Below are 16,554 nucleotides of genomic sequence, written 5' to 3'. Positions count from 1 at the left end.
GGCGAATCACGGTGGTGTACTCAATTGGAAATTACAGACGAAAGCTCATCCGCTGTAAAACCTTGATGCGGAAAGTGCGACGCATGTAATGCGGACAATGAAGCTTGCAAGGAATGCTCCTGGATCGATACTTCCGTCACCAGATCAGTTCTAAGAGTTCGTGTTGTCCAATCAGATGAAACCTCAATCAGTCCACAGGAGCAATGTCTATCATCGTCCCAACCTGGATAGTCCATCACTGGGTACAGACAGATACCCAGGACGGGAACTCCAAGCCGATGAGCTTGCCGGACTTCTGCTGAGATATATCCAAGCCATCCATATTCTGCTCCAGCTTCCGTACCTGTTTCAGAGATCAGGAGAGGTCGGCGGTACCGGTCCCAAAGCTGCTTCAGCATGCGATGAAGTGGCACATGCAGTTCGTGCCCCGGGGGAGTTCTATCGCCTTCGTGAATCCACTGGTTGTTCCAGTAGTAGTTCACGCCAATCACGTCGAGCATGTCAGCGTTTCCGCCAAGCTCCCGCGCTTTAGCGCCAAGTAACATATCCCACACTTCAAACTGCGACTCTGTATGTTGCAGAGCGCTGGCTGTATCCTCTTCTTCGTTAGCGGAGATGTGGATAATCGGCTCTACCTGGATGAATCTGGCAGTGGGATCGATTTCACGGATTGCCTGAGTGGCCAGCAGGGTGGCCGACGCTAGTTGTCGCTTGAGTATTGGCCCCATGCTCTGCGTGTAGGGATCGAAATGCCCTTCGTCGCCGCCAACCCAAGACCAAAATGAAATTTCGTTGATAGGGCAATACAGGGGAGCCTCTTGATTGGGCGATGTTTTGTTGAAGTCGCGAACAACCAGAGCCGCAGCCTTCGCGAAGTTGGCGAAGTGCTGCGGGAAGTCTTCGGAGTATAAGTCGACGTGTGCAGGGACGCCCCAGTGACATAGGTCCCAAATCACCTGTACGCCGGCTCTTGCCGCGCTTTCCACCATGATCTTGAAGGAAGACCAATCATAGCGTCCAGGCGCGTACTCGATGACATGCCAGCGTGCTCCATCACGTACTGTTCTTATTCCGGCTTCTTTCAGCAGGGAGTAGTCAACCTCCGCAAATGCGTCGTGTTTCGTAGCTGCAATCACGTCGATTCTGGTCCGATCGCGCCGCCGATGAGTTGCGCATTCAAACCCACCTAGAAAAAATCCTTTGAAATCAAGCCATGGATTGGAGTGCAATTAAGGTCTCCGGAGACAAATCTACGTCTGCACAGATGCCAACTTTATCGCTACTTGCACCTTTATGTCGTTCTGAATGGAACAAACCTAATTGCAATCTGGCGATAATGCGAATCCGAGCTTTCCTCGGTGGTCCTGACGACTTGCTTCGATTCCTCGCGAAATGCAGCAGCACAAGAGCGAAGCCCGGACCGCATACCGCATGCGCCTTCAGCTCGGATGGAATTAATCTCACTGAGACGACGACCGGCGCATCCGTCATGCATGCCTGCTCAGGCAACATCGCACCGGCTATGGGAAGACCCACAGCATATGCAGGCTTCATCGCCGGTGCCGTAGCGCTCAACGCTGTTCAGAACATTCTGTCCTGGACGTTCACTGGAGGCAAGGAATCAGGGGTGCGAATCAGCTCGAAACAACCAACACGACTGGAGATATCTTCCGGGGATGCGATAAAAACAATCGCATTCCGAAGCTATTGGTTAGAATCACTCAGAGTCCCGGACGCAGCTTTCCCTTGGGCAGGAGAGACGCATTGAGCCGATTGTGGTCTTCCGCTTGATCGTGCAGCAGAATGTTCAGCAAGGATTTGTGCACACGAATGCGGCCGTTGTATTCGATGAACCCAAGACTCCGAAATCGATTCATAAAGAAGCTGACCCGCGATCGAGTAGTGCCAATCATCTCTGCAAGAGTTTCCTGGGTGATGCGCGGAATCAGTGTCTCTTCCTGTCCAGGCTGACCGAATTCAGCCATCAGCAAGAGAATTCGAGCCAGTCGCTTTTCACTGGAATTGAAGAGTTGATCCACCAGGTCCGCTTGAGTCCGCATGCTGCGTTCGAGGAGAAAGGCTACAAACAAGTCGGAGAACGAGTGTTGTTCATGCAACACCCGAATCATTTCGAGCCGGTCGATCTTCAGAGCAGTGCAGGCGGTGATCGCAGTGGCAGTTGCAAGGCGTAAACCGTTGACACCGGCTACGGCTTCCTCTCCGACGAAGGCTCCTGGTCCAATCAAAGTTATTGTAGCTTCTTTACCAGTCATCGAAACGACGGTCAGCTTTGCCCGGCCCTTCTGAATATAGAAAACAGAATCGGCCTGGCTGCCTTGTGAAAAAAATGCTCCTTTTGCTTTCAAATGGACGACCCTGCGCCCCAGTCCAGCCTGGGTTAAAAAGGTTGCGACATCAAAACTCTCTCTTTTAAATTCCGTCATTAAGGGGCCCGTCTTTCTATTTCGTAACGAGTGTCTTGCGGTTTTATCGCGATTAGCCCGGATAGATTGCATCACTCGTCAACATTCACAGGCCTGCACAATTGCTTGAAAGGATTACACCCGAAGGTGCCCTTTCCTGCGCTTAAAAACTGTTCAATTTTGACCACTTTCGTAACGTTACAGTTTAGTCCGAAATGAGTCCGTGTGCGAGTTTCACCGGAATGATCTGCAATCGTTGACGAATGAAGAAGGTTGCCTCGACCCACTCGGTGCCCAAAACATCGATAATGTTACGTCGATTCAGTGTTCACTATTGACCATATTTCTAGAAGAACGATGTGGCATACATCGGATGAGATAACTCGTTGGTGACTCTAGTATGAGGCTGACTAAGGAGAGTCTATGGCACAATTTCAGACGGTGCTTCAAGCTTTGAACCAGGGCCAGAGCGTTCGACGCGATGAGTGGGAGCCAGTTATCCGAATGTTCGTAATCAGAGATTTGCTCATGTGTCAGTGCGGCACATCGAAGCCGTGGAACCATGCATTAGGCTGGGACGAGATTACTGCAAACGACTGGCATTTAGCCGAAGATGCAACTGGATCGAGCAACATAGAAAGCTCTTTCCTTGATCATTCTGTGACCTTACAGGCAGAGATTCATGGCAGTACCGTCACAACGACGTGGACGATCGAACGTAACAATGGCTCAAGGGCCACTCTGGCATCGATGAAGCAGCGGAAAGAAATCAAACGTCCGAAACGCATGACCAGGCGGGGTTTCCTCTGCCTGCTGACTCCGGGGACAGAGATTGACGCAAAAGCATTGAGTACTCTATTTCGATTGTGGCTTTGAATACGTGCTAATTTGAACCAGAGTCTTGTGGGTAGTCTTCTTCGCACGGCAGTTATCAAGTGATTGCCAATAGTACTAAGACCATCGCGGGAAGAAATCGTCGAAACGAGAGCAACGGCGCTTCGGATAAGTTACTTAAATGAGGGCCTTATGAAGATTGATCTTACGGTTCAACAATTGGAAGAACTGAAAATGCTGGTGCTTGAAAAAGTTGGGAGCGGCACCTCGCGTATCCCCCATCAATTCTGGGAATCTCTTGCCATCCGGCTGCACGCAAGTATTGAAGAAGAGTCTTCTCGTCGCCGCTATTGGATTCACTAGCTAGGCGCCCACTCGAATAGCTGTTTCAGCAGCGTTCAATTGCATGACTTGAGAGTAAGCGCGACAAGCAGCGAGTCAAAGTCCTAGCTTCAGTAGAGCTACGGAAGGGAATTGAATGGCGATGCTGGCAACCCTTCGCCGTTGTATAAATGGCATTCCGGGCTGTTTGTCCACCCGTAACGCGCCGCCACGGGCAGCGCTACAGAAGAACTGGTCAGCACAACCGTTTCCCCGTCGATCCTGGTCTCAGCCGTAGCATATTTCCCGTCAGCTCCCGCAACTTCAAAGCCGGTAAGCGCACCGCCCATCGATTTCAACCCTTGAGCGTGATCGAACCACACTCGCAGGCTTGCGCCCTCTGGCGTCACCTGCCGGTACAGCGGGCCGGAATACTCCTGCTTCCCGCCGTACGCAACCGCCAGCCCAGCCAACGCCAGCCGATGCCCCACTGTCAGCTTGTCGGTAGGATGGACGTCTTCTGGATTGCCCACATCGATCGTCACCGCCATTGCCGTATTTCGCAGCTCCAGCGAACGCCGCTGAGCCTCACGAATCTGGAAATATTCCTCCGTTGGGTTTGACTTGAAATTTGCCAACTGCACGAACAGGAAAGGGAAGTCGCCGACCTTCCACTGGTGCCGCCAATCCTCAATCATTGTGCGGAAAAGCCGCTCGTACGTCGGATAGCGCTCCAGCGGGCTATTGCTCTCGCCCTGGTACCAGATCACGCCCTTGATCGGAAACGGCGTCAGGGGCGCAATCATCCCGTTGTAAAGCGCGGAGGGCGCCCACATCGTCAGAAGCGGGTGCCACGGATAGGTAGGCGCAGGCTTACCGGAAGCCTTGGCCTCCGTCAGCGCCTTCTGCCGAACATCATCCTGCAACAGCGCTGACGCCTCTTTCTCCGTCATGTGTCCGCGCGCCGTAAAGATGGGCGCCAGCCCCGGATCGGCGCCCAGCGCGGTCAATGAAGTCCACGATTCCGCCAGAGTGCCGCCCCAGGTCGAATCAATCACTCCGATCGGAACATGCTCTTTCTCTTCAATCTCCCTCGCAAAATACCACGCCACCGCGGAGAAATCCTTTGCCGACTCGGGCGTAGAAGCCTTCCAGCCATATCCGTTGCCTTTCGGATCCGAGTTCACATCCGTCAACGGATACTCCGAGGCTGTCCGGCTCACAATCATCAATCGAATGCGTGGATTCCCGGCCTTCGGCAAGTCCGCCGCCGCCGTAGCCGCCTTGCGCATCTCGAATTCCATGTTCGACTGCCCGCCTGCCACCCAGACATCGCCCACCAGAACGTCCTCAAGAGTGACGGAGTTCGCAGCTTTCACCGTCAGCGAGAACGGCCCGCCCGCAGCTCCAGGCGGCAGGTAGATGCTCCATTGGCCCAGCTCGTCAGCCTGCGTAGTGCGGCTCGCTCCGCGAAAACTCGCAGTCACAGCTTCCCCGGCCTTTGCCCAACCCCACACATGCACCGGCAAATCCCGCTGCAACACCATATGGCTGGATAGCACTCTGGGCAGCGTTACGTCGCCGTACAGGCGGACTCCACCTGCGGTGCCCACCAAAGCAAAAGCAATCAAAAGTCTTTCCAAGAAAGGAGTGTGCAGTTTCACTTCAGCCTCGCGAAGTTCTTATCAGGTTGAAAGGGTGCAAAGAAATCGTATCGAACTGGTGCAAGAGAACCATATCTTCCCAGCTCCGCCAACTGCAACTGTTCCGCATCCTGATCTGGAGAATCGATCACCAGGCAACTAATCCCCGGATTTTGGGTTCTTTCTATCGGAGGGTCTGAGCACCAAACGCTTTCTTTCCGTCTTAATTTCGTCTTCCTGGCGGCGCACGGCTCTCCTCGCGAAAGGAAACTGCATGGTGAAGTCACCAGGCGCAAGCAGCCTTAAGTTCCGCCTTCTTGTTGCATCAATTCTGTTTCTGTCCGGCCCCCTGCTCCGCTCACAGGCAGCACTTCTCCTTGAGCAGCCCTACGGCGTCTTCGGCACCGTGAACCCAACCGGTCACGCCGCCATCTATCTTGCACGCGTCTGCGCGGATACTCCCGTACATCTTCGTCTCTGCGGCCCCGGCGAAAATGGCGTCGTCATTAGCCGCTACAAAGGCATGGGCGGCTATGACTGGGTCGCTGTTCCGCTCATTCCCTATCTCTACGCCGTCGATGACCCCGCCCAGGTTCCAGCTCAGGTCGATGAGGCTTTAGTCGATCGCATGCGCAACCGCTACCGCGAAACCCGATTAGGCGCCTTCGGCGAAAATCTGCCACCCGGCAACTTCATGAATGGCGGATGGACGCAGCTCGTCGGCACCGCCTACGATCGCCGCACCTACGCATTCCGTTTCGCAACCACAGTCGCCCAGGATGAGCGGCTGATCGCCGTGCTCAACGCCCGCCCCAACGTGTCGCATTTCAACCTGCTGTATAACAACTGCGCTGACTTCGACCGCCTTGTTCTGAATACCTATTTTCCGAAGTCCTTCCGGCGCGCAATCTTCCCCGACGCCGGAATCACCACGCCAAAACATCTCACTTACCAGCTGCTCAAATACTCCAAAAATCATCCTGAAAGCGATCTCTCCGTGCTTGCTATCCCCCAGGTTCCGGGCTTCCGCCGTAAGAGCCGCAACATCCACGGCGTTGCCGAATCTCTTTTTGCCAACGGCTATGTCATCCCCATCGTCTTCATCAATCCCTACGTCGCAGGCGGCCTTCTCGCGGACTATCTGGTTCGTGGACGCTATCCGGTCGTTCCGAGGAATCTGGATGAGATTGAACCTGAGCATATGGAAGCCCTTACCCAGCCAATTGCGCCCGGATTGGGACAGCCCGCAGCGATCTCAGACAATCAGCAGGAAGCAGAGAAAGCCGGGGAAAAGCCCGCTGAACTGCCGGTCTCGGCTACACTGGTCTCACAGCCTGGTAGCCCCTAAGCGCTCGGTTGTCCCGGTTGTCCCAAAAATCGATATCGGCAACAAGAACGGCACCTATGACTCCACCGAAGCAACAGAATCTCAAGAATCACGCCAGCTTTGACCCCTCGTATCACGCCGTCGCATCCATTGCCCTACTGGGTAACCTGATCATTGGAATCATCTTTGTCGTACTGAGTCTGCACACCCAGTTGCTCCTTTCCATCTGGATACTGGTTCTTTCCGTCACGTTGCTAATTGTCTTCATCAAGCTGCGCACCTACCCCCTCAAGATCCAGGACCGCATCATCCGCCTCGAAGAGCGCCTCCGCCTCGATGCGCTGCTGCCAGAGTCGACGCGCCGCCGCATACCCGAACTCACCGAAGACCAACTCATCGGGCTCCGCTTCGCCTCGGATGAAGAGATCCCCGCGCTCGTTCTCACCACGCTCGATCACAACCTCACCCGCAAGCAGATCAAAGAGAAAATCCAGAATTGGCGCCCCGACCACTTCCGGATCTGAACCTCGCCGCATCGGACCAAACGCCAAAAGGCCGCCAATCTCTTGGCGGCCTTTGTCGTTGCTCTCGTCCGGCTACTTCTTCAACCACTCTTCGTAAGGACCCTTGTGGTCTTCAATCGTGCCATTCTCAAAGTTCCAGATCCGTGTCCCCACCTCTTCCAGCAGATCCTGATCGTGTGTGACCAGGAATACTGTGCCCTCGAACCGCTGCAGAGCAATGTTCAGCGCGTTGATCGATTCAAGATCGAGATGGTTGGTAGGCTCATCGAAAATCAAGATATTCGGCTTCAGCAGCATCAACCGGCAGAAGAGCAACCGCGCCGTCTCACCGCCCGAGAGCGCCTTGGTCGGCTTCAATCCTTCCTCACCGCTGAACAGCATCTGCCCCAGCAGTCCGCGAATCTCTTCGCGAGTCACCCGCGGATCTACTTCATGCAGCCAGTCCGACACGGTCATTCCGTGCTTGATCATGCCGGTTACGTCCTGCGGAAAATACCCGATCTGCGCTTCGTGGCCCCACTTCACCACGCCGCTATCGAGCGTAAAGTCCTTATCCGCTACATCGGAAACCTGGGCCAGAATCGACTTCAGCAAGGTCGTTTTGCCAACGCCGTTACGCCCCATCAGGCAGACCTTTTCACCTCGCATCACAGCCGCGCTGAAGCCGTTGATGACCTTCTGGTCACCGTAAGCCTTGGTGAGCCCTTCAAACTCCAGCGTGTGCTTACCGCTCGGCCGAATCTGCTCAAACTTGATAAATGGCCGCTGAATGTTGGACCGTGAAAGCTCAGCCGACTGCAGCCGTTCCACTTCCTTCTTACGGCTTGTCACCTGCGTGGAACGAGTACCTGCACCAAACCGCGCAATAAACTCGTTCAGCTGTGCGACCTTCTTCTCTCGCTGCTCATTCTGTGACTCAAGCTGCGAACGAATCTGCGTCTTCGCCACTACCATGTCGTCATACCCACCGGTGTAGGTAATGATCGTCTGGTAGTCGATGTCCGCAGTGTGCGTCGTCACAGCGTTCAGGAAGTGCCGGTCATGCGAGATCGTGATCACAGTGCCCTGGAAACCCATCAGAAACTGCTCCAGCCAGTGAATCGACTCAAGATCCAGATGGTTCGTAGGCTCGTCCAGCATCAGCGCGTCCGGCTTGCCAAAGAGCGCCTGCGCCAGCAGCACGCGAACCTTCTGCCCGCCCTGCAACTCGCCCATTTTGCGCTCATGCAACTCGTCGGGGATATCCAGCCCCTGCAGTAGGACAGCCGCATCGCTCTCCGCAGTGTAGCCGTCTTCGTCGCCCACAATGCCTTCCAGCTCGCCCAGCCGCATGCCGTCTTCGTCGGTCAGTTCGGCCTTCTCGTAGATGCGATCCCGCTCCTCAAGTGCCTTCCACAAAGGAGCATTGCCCATGATCACCGTATCGATCACTCGATAGGCGTCAAACGCAAACTGGTCCTGGCGCAGAATGCCCAGCTTGCGAGGCCGCACGATCGTACCCTTCTGTGCCTCCAGCTCGCCGGTCAAAATCTTCATAAACGTAGACTTACCCGCGCCATTCGGCCCCGTCAGGCCATACCGCCGCCCCGGCGTAAAGCTCACGCTTACGTCTTCAAACAGGACCTTCGAGCCGTAGCGCATCGTTACATTGCTGACACTGATCATTCGCCTTCTATTCCTTTACGCAGTCCACACCTGGGCGCCGTCTTCGGCGGACGATGGGCAAACCTGCATGGGTGTCCAATTTGGGTTTGGAGGAACTTCGCGCCGCGCACAAAACCGCAGCTGCCGCAAAATTATTCTTCTCTACCAGTTTCTCACAGGATAGGAATTTCTACCGCGTCGCACGGCCCCGTCCCCAACCATTGCCCTGGATCCATTCCGCTGCTAACGTCAAATTGTGCTCAACCGGCGCAACTTCCTAAAAATCGGCAGTTTCACCGCAGCCTCCGTCACCCTCGCGCCGAGTGTAGTGGCCCAAAGCCTCGCCCCCGCAGATTATGCAATCGACATCGCCGCTTACACCCTTGAACTCTCCCCGAAACATCACATCAAAACCATCGCTTATAACCAGCAGGTTCCCGGGCCGCTTCTGCGCTTCACCGAAGGTAAACCTGTCACCATCGACGTCACCAACAACACCACCAGCGAAGAAGTTGTCCACTGGCACGGCCTCTTCCTTCCGCCCGACGTCGACGGTGCCATGGAAGAGGGAACTCCCATGATCCATGCCGGCGGCAAGGCACGCTACACCTTCACGCCGCGCCCCTCAGGCTTCCGCTGGTTTCACACCCACACCATGGCCGGTACAGACCTGAAAAAGGGCCAATACACCGGCCAGCATGGCTTTCTCTTCATCGAGCCCCGCACCAACCCCGCTCCTTACGACCAGGAAGTCTTTCTTGCCCTTCACGACTGGGAGGGCGAAATGGCCGCCAACAGCGACGGCTCCATGAACCCGACGTACCAATTCAGCGCCATCAACGGCCGACTCCTCGGCTTCGCCGTTCCGATCCAAGTCAAATCCGGCCAGCGCGTCCTCTTCCACATCCTCAATTCCAGCCCGACCGAGCCGCACTGGATAGCCCTGGCCGGCCACCAGTTCCGTGTCGTCGCCCTCGACGGCAACCCCGTTCCCACCCCTCGCTCTGTGCCAATGCTCCGCCTCGCACCCGCTGAACGCATCTCGGCCGTCGTCGAAATGAACAACCCAGGCGTCTGGATCCTCGGCGAAGTCCGCAAGCACCTCCAGGCCGCCGGTATGGGCATCGTGGTGGAATACGCCAACCGGTCCAACAAGCCGCAATGGCAGCAGCCCGATTCGCTCGTCTGGAACTACCAGCAGTTCGCCGCAACCGCCCCGACACCTCCAGCTTCCGGCGAAGTCCATGAAATTCCGCTCGTCTTTGAATCCAAGTTCGCAGGCCACGGCGCTCCCGACCACTGGCGGATCAACGGCAAATCCTGGCCGAACACCGAAGCCCCACCGCTCACGGAAGGTCAGCGTTATCGTCTCAAATTCATCAATAAGAGCGCAGACGATCACCCCGTCCATCTCCACCGCCATACGTTTGAACTGCGCAGCCTTCCCGGCAGCCCGGAAACGCATGGCATGATGAAAGACGTAGTCCTCGTCGAGGCCAACACTCAGCTGGACGTCGAATTCACCGCCAATCACCCCGGCCCGACTCTGTTTCATTGCCACCAGCAAAATCACATGGACGAAGGATTCATGCTGCTCTTTCACTATGCCTAGACTGCTACCCAAATTCGCAAAGTTCCTGTTGCTGGCTTTCGCCGTACTTTTCCTCCGGGCCGCCCATGCTCAGGGCAACTACGAAATTCAGGTATACGGCGCCGACACCATCGCTCCCAAATCCCTCATGGTCGAGTTGCATTCCAATTTCACCTCAGCTGGCCAGAAAAAGCTCATCGACGGTATCTATCCCACGAATCATCAGCAGCACGAAACCCTCGAACTCACAGCTGGAGTCAACAACTGGTCCGAAGTCGGCTTCTACGTCTTTACCAGTGAACAGGATGGTCACGGCGTCCAATGGGTCGGCGACCACATCCGCCCACGCGTTCGCGTGCCTGACTCCTGGCACTGGCCCGTCGGCGTGAGCCTCTCGACCGAAGTCGGCTACCAGCGCGCCGTTTACTCGCAGGACACCTGGACCTGGGAACTCCGTCCCATCGTCGACAAGACCATCGGCCGTTGGTACTTTGCCGTCAACCCCGCCCTCGAACGCACCTGGCACGGCCCCGACACCCGCGGAGGCGTTGGTTTCGCTCCCGGAGCCAAGATCGGCTACGACTTCACCAAGGTCATCAGCGGCGGCGTCGAATACTACGCCGACTACGGCCGCATCACAGCCGTTTCAGCGCTTCACGATCAGCAACAGCAGATCTTCCTAGTGAGCGACCTTAACGTCTCCCCCAAGTGGGAAATCAATATCGGTGTCGGAATCGGCGCAACCGCCGCCACGGACCATTGGATCGTCAAAGGCATCCTAGGCCGGCACTTCTCCTGGGGACACCAGAGCGCCACCGACTAATCTCATTCCACCGGTAACGTCGCATCAGCGTCAAGCGTCCTATACTTCAGATATGCAGCAAGCATGGCGGATCTTCGGAGTGGTAGCAGTCTTCGTCGTGATGCTTGTTCCAAATTTTGCCTTCTGCCTCGCTCCAAACCATCCCGATCACGCCTGCTGCGCCAACCAGACACAGATGTCCGCGCACCCCTGCTGCCCGAACCTCTTACCGCAACCCGCGGCCGCGACCTCTCCACTTGTCAACTGGGCCGGCGAACTCCACTTCGCGTCAGCGATCGTCGCTTTCACAAGAGTCAATCCGCTGACCATCCGCCCCACTACTCACGTCTTAGCGTTACCTAACCAGCCTCGCGACACTATTCTTAGAACCTGATTTCTCTCGCCTCACTCTGACAAATGAGCACACATCGGCGCACCCTCGCGCCCGCATATGTCGTTTCAGGCCAGCAAATCAGGAGAATTCCCGTGTCTTCATACAAACATGCATCACGCTTCTGGAGCTTTATCTTCCTTCTGATCAACGCTCCGTCGCTTCGCGCCCAGATGGACCCCAAGATGAAGATGCCTCAAGAGGACGCCAAGCCCATGGAAACGCATATGCACATGGACATGCCCATGGGCGGTCCCGCAGCAGACTTGCGCGACAACGTCCTCCGCCACTCCACCTCCGGCACCAGCCTTGAGCCAAACTCCGTGGATCCGCCCATGCTGATGAAGATGGATGGTAGCTGGATGTTCATGGTCCACGGCCAGGTCTCCGTTGCTGATCAGCAGCAGACAGGCCCGCGTGCTCACGACAAATTTTTCTCCGACAACTGGTTCATGCCTATGGCCATGCACTCCGACCCGCATGGCCAGCTAACCCTACGGATGATGCTGAGCCTCGAGCCCGCCACCATCTCGGGCCGCTACTTTCCCGAACTTTTTCAGCAAGGAGAAACTGCCTTTGGCGTGCCTATCGTCGACGGTCAACATCCGCATAACCTATTCATGGAAATAGGCGCCCTCTACGACCTCAAGCTTAGTAGGCACTCGCTTCTCACCTTCTATGTCGCTCCCGTCGGAGATCCCTCTCTCGGCCCCGTAGCCTATCCGCATCGAGCCTCAGCCGCGGAAAATCCGATAGCCCCCCTCGGACACCACCTCGAAGACTCCACCCACATTGCCGACGAGGTCGTGACCACGGGCCTCACCTGGGGAAAGATTCACCTTGAAGCCTCCGGCTTCCACGGGCGCGAGCCAGACGAAAATCGCTGGCACATCGAAGTAGGCGGCCTCGACTCCTGGTCCACACGTCTCACCGTCGCCCCGGCCAAAGACTGGGCAGGGCAGTACTCCATCGGCCATCTCCACTCTCCCGAAGGCCTTCACTCCGAAGAAAGCGTCCTTCGCCAGACGGCCTCCATCAGCTATCACCACACCTGGGAACCGGCCGCCAAACCAGTCTCGTTGGACGCACTAGTCGTCTGGGGCCGCAACCACACCATCGCTTCCCCGGAGAACTCCAACGGCTACCTGCTCGAAGCTACCGCGCACATCCACCAGCGGCATTCCCTCTGGACAAGAATCGAAAACGTAGACCGCACCACTGACCTGTTGGGCGCGCAAGCCCCACCCGAAGAGTCGGTCATCGGCAGAGTCCAGGCCTACACCGGCGGCTATGCCCACCATGTCTACAGCACCAGTTGGGCTACAGCAGAGCTAGGCGCCCAGGTCACCCTCTACAACACGCCCACCCCGCTCAAGACACAATACGGCGACCACCCGGTAGGCGTAGCTACCGTTCTCAATATTCACCTTGGTCACTAGTTTTTGCTGGAAATATCGGGCGGAGCCAGACAGAGCCAGCTCCGCCCTGATGCGGACCAATGTCACTGGCTTTGCGCCGACAACACAGTCTCCGTTGTCACCGCGAAAAAGGCATGGCCAAATTCCGTCGGATGCTCCACATCCCAGAAGAAAGTATGGTCCGGATCGCTGCATACCGTTCCCGTGACCGGGTTCAAGCAGGGCGACGTAATGTTGGTAAAACCGAAGTGGAAAGGATCGGTCTTCACCGCACTCAGCAAGCTGAAAACGTCCACCCGCAGAATCCGGATCCCCTCCAGGAAGCTCTCAAGACCAAGCAGTTTGGTGAGCCAGCTGTTCGTCGCATTGCTCGCAGCCGTGGCAAAGGCGGCATTGGCCGCCGCCGCAGGAAGCGCCCCTACGTTGAAGAGATTCGGAATCAGGAAATTGTGCGCACCTGCCCGCCGTAGCAACAATTCACTCTCCGCGATGCCGGTTGCGATCTTGAATCCCAGTGCGTCCGCTGAGCCGCTCGTTGTCCCAAGAATGTCGTTTCCGCCTCCTTCAATCACATACAAAGCCTTGGGATCGGCCTTCCCTCCATGCAGACTCAGATACAAAGCCACCTGCTGCGGAACACTCGGAATCGTCCCCTCGGGTGTGACTTGTGGAGCGGTCATCCACGCCCCGCCAAAGGCATAATCCGTGCCTCCAGCCAGATACGGTTTCATCGGCAGGCCAAGATAACCAGCCACATGTTCCACCCAGATAGGTCCATTCGAAAAGTGTCCCTGGAAGTAAGGGGGAGAACTGGGGATCGCACCCGATGTAGCCAGGTAGACGTTCCCAACATCACAATAACTATCGCCAAACACATAGATAGCGTCGTAAGCCGGGGCACTCGCATACGCCATCAGAGGCGTTGCCAGCAGCAGGGCCAAGAGCGGCCGCAACCAGGAAAATTTGCGGATCATCGACAGGTCTCCTTTTCGCTGAAATGATCGATCGATTTTTCAGTGTGGGAGCATCCTATTGGCGAACGGAGTCAAAGTAAATAGATTCGCGTATAAATTTCGGCATCTGAAACTGTCATCCAGCGCGTCCACTGTCCAAATCTCACATTGGGACGAAAGAAGCCCAACACTCTGCCGTGGCGCAGCTATCCCCAGATCGCAGTCACAATATAGTTCGTTGCAAACGCCGCACAATACGCTAGCGTCAGCATATAAACAAACTGCACAGCCGGCCACTTCCAGCTATTCGTCTCCCGCCGCACCACTGCAATCGTCGAAGTACACTGCAGTGCAAATGCAAAGAAGACCATCAGCGCCACCGCACCACCCAGTGGCAGATCATGGTGAAGCGCCGTTTGCAAACTGAGCGACTGCGTCTCCGGATCAGCCCCGTAGAGCGTCCCCATCGTTCCCACCATCACTTCGCGCGCCAGCACGCTCGTCAGCAGACCAATCCCAATTTTCCAGTTGAACCCAAGCGGCGCAATCACCGGCTCAATAAAGTGCCCCAGCCGCCCAATCACGCTCTCCGCCAACTCCGGCGGCTGCCCGTTGTGAACCGGCACATTCGCCAGCACCCAGAGCCCCAGCGTTACGCACAAAATCACCGTTCCCGCCTGCTTCAGAAACACCATTCCACGATCCGCCAGTCGCAGCGCCAGCGAACGCAGCGTAGGAGCCCGGTACTGCGGCAACTCCAGGATGAAAGGCGTCTCGCTCGACTTCAGAATCGAACTCTTCAACAGCCTCGCGGTCACCAGCGCCGCCAGAAACCCGATCGCATACAGGCTCAGCATCACAATCGTCTTCAGCCCGATCAGCCCGCCAAGAAACGTCTTCGAAGGAATAAACGCAGCAATAAACAGCAGATACACCGGCAGTCGCGCCGAACAGGTCATGAACGGCGTCACCAGGATAGTCGCCAGCCGGTCGCGCTTGTTTTCAATCGTGCGCGTCGCCATGATAGCCGGTACCGCGCAGGCATAGGCCGAAAGCAGCGGAATAAACGCCTTGCCGTTCAATCCGATCGACCGCATCACGCGGTCCGCAATCAGCGCCGCACGAGCCAGATAGCCCGTATCTTCAAGAATTCCGATGAACAAAAATAGCAACAAAATCTGCGGCACAAACACCAGCACGGAAGTGACGCCATTCCAGGCTCCGTCCAGCACCAGCGACCGAATCCATCCCGCAGGCAAAAATCCCGCGCCCCATTTACCAAAGTGCGCCAGCACATCCTGCATCGCGTTGCTTACAGGCAGACCAACGGAGAACACCACCTGGAAGACTCCAAACACAACCACCAGAAACAGCAAGGGTCCCCAGAATCGATGCAGCAGCACCGCATCTACCTTCTGCGTAGCCTTCGCCGAGAGCGGTGCGCGATACCCCGTCTTCGAGCTCACCTGAGCGGCCCACCGATGCGTGCTCATCGCATTCCCCAGCACCGGCAGCATCAGTTTCTGCTGCTCTCCGCCGCTCTGGCGATTGAGAAAAAGCTGAATCGCCCCGAGGCCCGTCCCCTTGCTTCCGCTGATCAGCGCCACCGGCGCGCCCAACTCCCGGGCCATCAGCAGCGGATCAACGACACCACCGCGAGTCTCCATCAGGTCGCTCATGTTCAGCAGCACCATCGTCGGCAAACCCAGCGCCAGGATCGGAGCCGCCAGCATCAGCTGCCGTGTCAGGTGCAGGGAATCGAGCACCAGCAGCACCGCGTCCGGCTTCGGTGTCCCAGGCATATGCCCGGAAAGCACCTCGACAGAAACGCGAGCATCCTCGGAATACGCATCGAGCGAATAAATCCCCGGCAAATCGATCAGCGTAAGATCATCGCGGCCAATGCCCGCCATCCGCCCCATGCGCTGTTCCACCGTCACGCCGGGATAATTGGCAACCTTCTGCCGTAACCCGGTCAGCCGATTGAATAAAGTAGACTTTCCAGAGTTAGGAGGTCCAATCAGCGCAATCGTCCGCAGCTCACCAGCAGACTTCGGCGGAAGAGCTGGAGCCACAAATGCCGGCGTTTCGCAGCAGTCATTCATCGCCCCGCCTCAACCAGTTCCTCTTCCGGCAACCTGGGAAACTTCGCTGCGTTCGCAGCCGCCTGAACAGGGTCAGGAATCGGCCCAACGCGAATCATCCGGGCAGTCTCACGCCGCAGCGCAATCTCGATTCCATCCACCGCGTACACCGTAGGATCGCCAGCCGGCGCGCAGTGCAGCGCCTTCACATGAGCATCCGGCACAAACCCCATGTACATCAGGTGGTTCTGCACACCAGGCGGCAGATCCAGCGCCACCAGGACGCCGCTTTCGCCTACTTCGAGATCGCTCAGCACTCGCAACTGCCATACCCCAGAGTTCAACCCGGTCTGTTCCAATCAGCAGAAGCGGGCATAAGTGCGACTAGATCAGTCGTACTTCAGTATACGACCGATTCGGTCTGCATTGCAAAGGTTGCACACCACACGAACCCTGCGCGGCACCTCAGCACCTCTGCTTGGCTCTGAAACCGCTCTCCGTTGTTGGTTGGTAGCTTGATAGTAGGTCGTTTCCCATCCAGACAAACTTCCTCAGGCGAGCCAGCTTGCTACAACTTCCCGGCAATATCTATTTCCTGA

The 16,554-nt window shown here is 56.5% G+C and carries 14 protein-coding genes; 7 read left to right on the top strand and 7 right to left on the bottom strand.

Going from position 1 to position 16,554, the window contains the following annotated elements:
• Positions 1-20: 20 nt before the first annotated feature.
• Positions 21-1,229, bottom strand: coding sequence for a glycoside hydrolase family 1 protein (locus AC5S27_RS13470; protein ID WP_493935076.1), 1,209 nt, complete (start codon positions 1,227-1,229; stop codon positions 21-23).
• Between the two features lie 492 nt (positions 1,230-1,721).
• Positions 1,722-2,444, bottom strand: a complete 723-nt coding sequence (locus AC5S27_RS13465; RefSeq protein WP_493935075.1) for a Crp/Fnr family transcriptional regulator — start codon at positions 2,442-2,444, stop codon at positions 1,722-1,724.
• A 402-nt stretch (positions 2,445-2,846) separates the two neighbouring features.
• Between AC5S27_RS13465 and AC5S27_RS13460 the strand changes: the two genes are divergently transcribed.
• On the top strand, positions 2,847-3,299 hold the full coding sequence (locus AC5S27_RS13460) for a hypothetical protein (RefSeq protein WP_493935074.1): 453 nt from the start codon (positions 2,847-2,849) through the stop codon (positions 3,297-3,299).
• Positions 3,300-3,449: 150 nt separating this feature from the next.
• Positions 3,450-3,620, top strand: coding sequence for a hypothetical protein (locus AC5S27_RS13455; protein WP_493935073.1), 171 nt, complete (start codon positions 3,450-3,452; stop codon positions 3,618-3,620).
• Positions 3,621-3,718: 98 nt separating this feature from the next.
• Here the strand turns inward: AC5S27_RS13455 and AC5S27_RS13450 are convergent, their stop codons facing one another.
• Positions 3,719-5,209, bottom strand: coding sequence for a sialate O-acetylesterase (locus AC5S27_RS13450; protein WP_493935072.1), 1,491 nt, complete (start codon positions 5,207-5,209; stop codon positions 3,719-3,721).
• A 286-nt stretch (positions 5,210-5,495) separates the two neighbouring features.
• Between AC5S27_RS13450 and AC5S27_RS13445 the strand changes: the two genes are divergently transcribed.
• Together AC5S27_RS13445 and AC5S27_RS13440 are read left to right on the top strand one after the other, a co-directional pair.
• Positions 5,496-6,569, top strand: a complete 1,074-nt coding sequence (locus AC5S27_RS13445) for a hypothetical protein (protein ID WP_493935071.1) — start codon at positions 5,496-5,498, stop codon at positions 6,567-6,569.
• Positions 6,570-6,625: 56 nt separating this feature from the next.
• Positions 6,626-7,072, top strand: coding sequence for a DUF6526 family protein (locus AC5S27_RS13440; protein ID WP_493935070.1), 447 nt, complete (start codon positions 6,626-6,628; stop codon positions 7,070-7,072).
• A 72-nt stretch (positions 7,073-7,144) separates the two neighbouring features.
• Here the strand turns inward: AC5S27_RS13440 and AC5S27_RS13435 are convergent, their stop codons facing one another.
• Positions 7,145-8,737 carry an ABC-F family ATP-binding cassette domain-containing protein gene (locus AC5S27_RS13435; protein WP_493935069.1) on the bottom strand — a complete coding sequence of 531 codons (1,593 nt, stop codon included), beginning with the start codon at positions 8,735-8,737 and terminating at the stop codon, positions 7,145-7,147.
• Between the two features lie 235 nt (positions 8,738-8,972).
• Here AC5S27_RS13435 and AC5S27_RS13430 point away from each other — a divergent pair, with 235 nt between their 5' ends.
• The 3 genes from AC5S27_RS13430 (at position 8,973) to AC5S27_RS13420 (ending at position 12,939) form a co-directional block, all read left to right on the top strand.
• A complete protein-coding gene (locus tag AC5S27_RS13430; protein ID WP_493935068.1) occupies positions 8,973-10,328 on the top strand; it encodes a multicopper oxidase family protein in 1,356 nt (451 codons plus the stop codon).
• Entirely contained in the window at positions 10,321-11,130 is an 810-nt protein-coding gene (locus AC5S27_RS13425; protein WP_493935067.1) for a hypothetical protein, read from the top strand. The genes AC5S27_RS13430 and AC5S27_RS13425 overlap by 8 nt, the downstream gene beginning before the upstream one ends.
• A 465-nt stretch (positions 11,131-11,595) precedes the next feature.
• Entirely contained in the window at positions 11,596-12,939 is a 1,344-nt protein-coding gene (locus tag AC5S27_RS13420; RefSeq protein WP_493935066.1) for a hypothetical protein, read from the top strand.
• 62 nt (positions 12,940-13,001) lie between these two features.
• On the opposite strand, the gene AC5S27_RS13415 is transcribed toward AC5S27_RS13420, so the two are convergent.
• From AC5S27_RS13415 to AC5S27_RS13405, 3 genes are all read right to left on the bottom strand, one after another.
• On the bottom strand, positions 13,002-13,892 hold the full coding sequence (locus AC5S27_RS13415; protein ID WP_493935065.1) for an SGNH/GDSL hydrolase family protein: 891 nt from the start codon (positions 13,890-13,892) through the stop codon (positions 13,002-13,004).
• Between the two features lie 185 nt (positions 13,893-14,077).
• The gene (gene feoB / locus AC5S27_RS13410) at positions 14,078-15,976 is read right to left on the bottom strand and encodes a ferrous iron transport protein B (protein ID WP_493935064.1); all 1,899 of its coding nucleotides are present in this window, start codon (positions 15,974-15,976) and stop codon (positions 14,078-14,080) included.
• The gene (locus AC5S27_RS13405) at positions 15,973-16,299 is read right to left on the bottom strand and encodes a FeoA family protein (protein WP_493935063.1); all 327 of its coding nucleotides are present in this window, start codon (positions 16,297-16,299) and stop codon (positions 15,973-15,975) included. The genes feoB and AC5S27_RS13405 overlap by 4 nt, the downstream gene beginning before the upstream one ends.
• Positions 16,300-16,554 lie beyond the last annotated feature (255 nt).

Source organism: Acidicapsa borealis (assembly GCF_059115245.1).
Note: the sequence above shows the minus strand (reverse complement) of the source record. Positions and strands in the feature narration are given on the sequence as shown.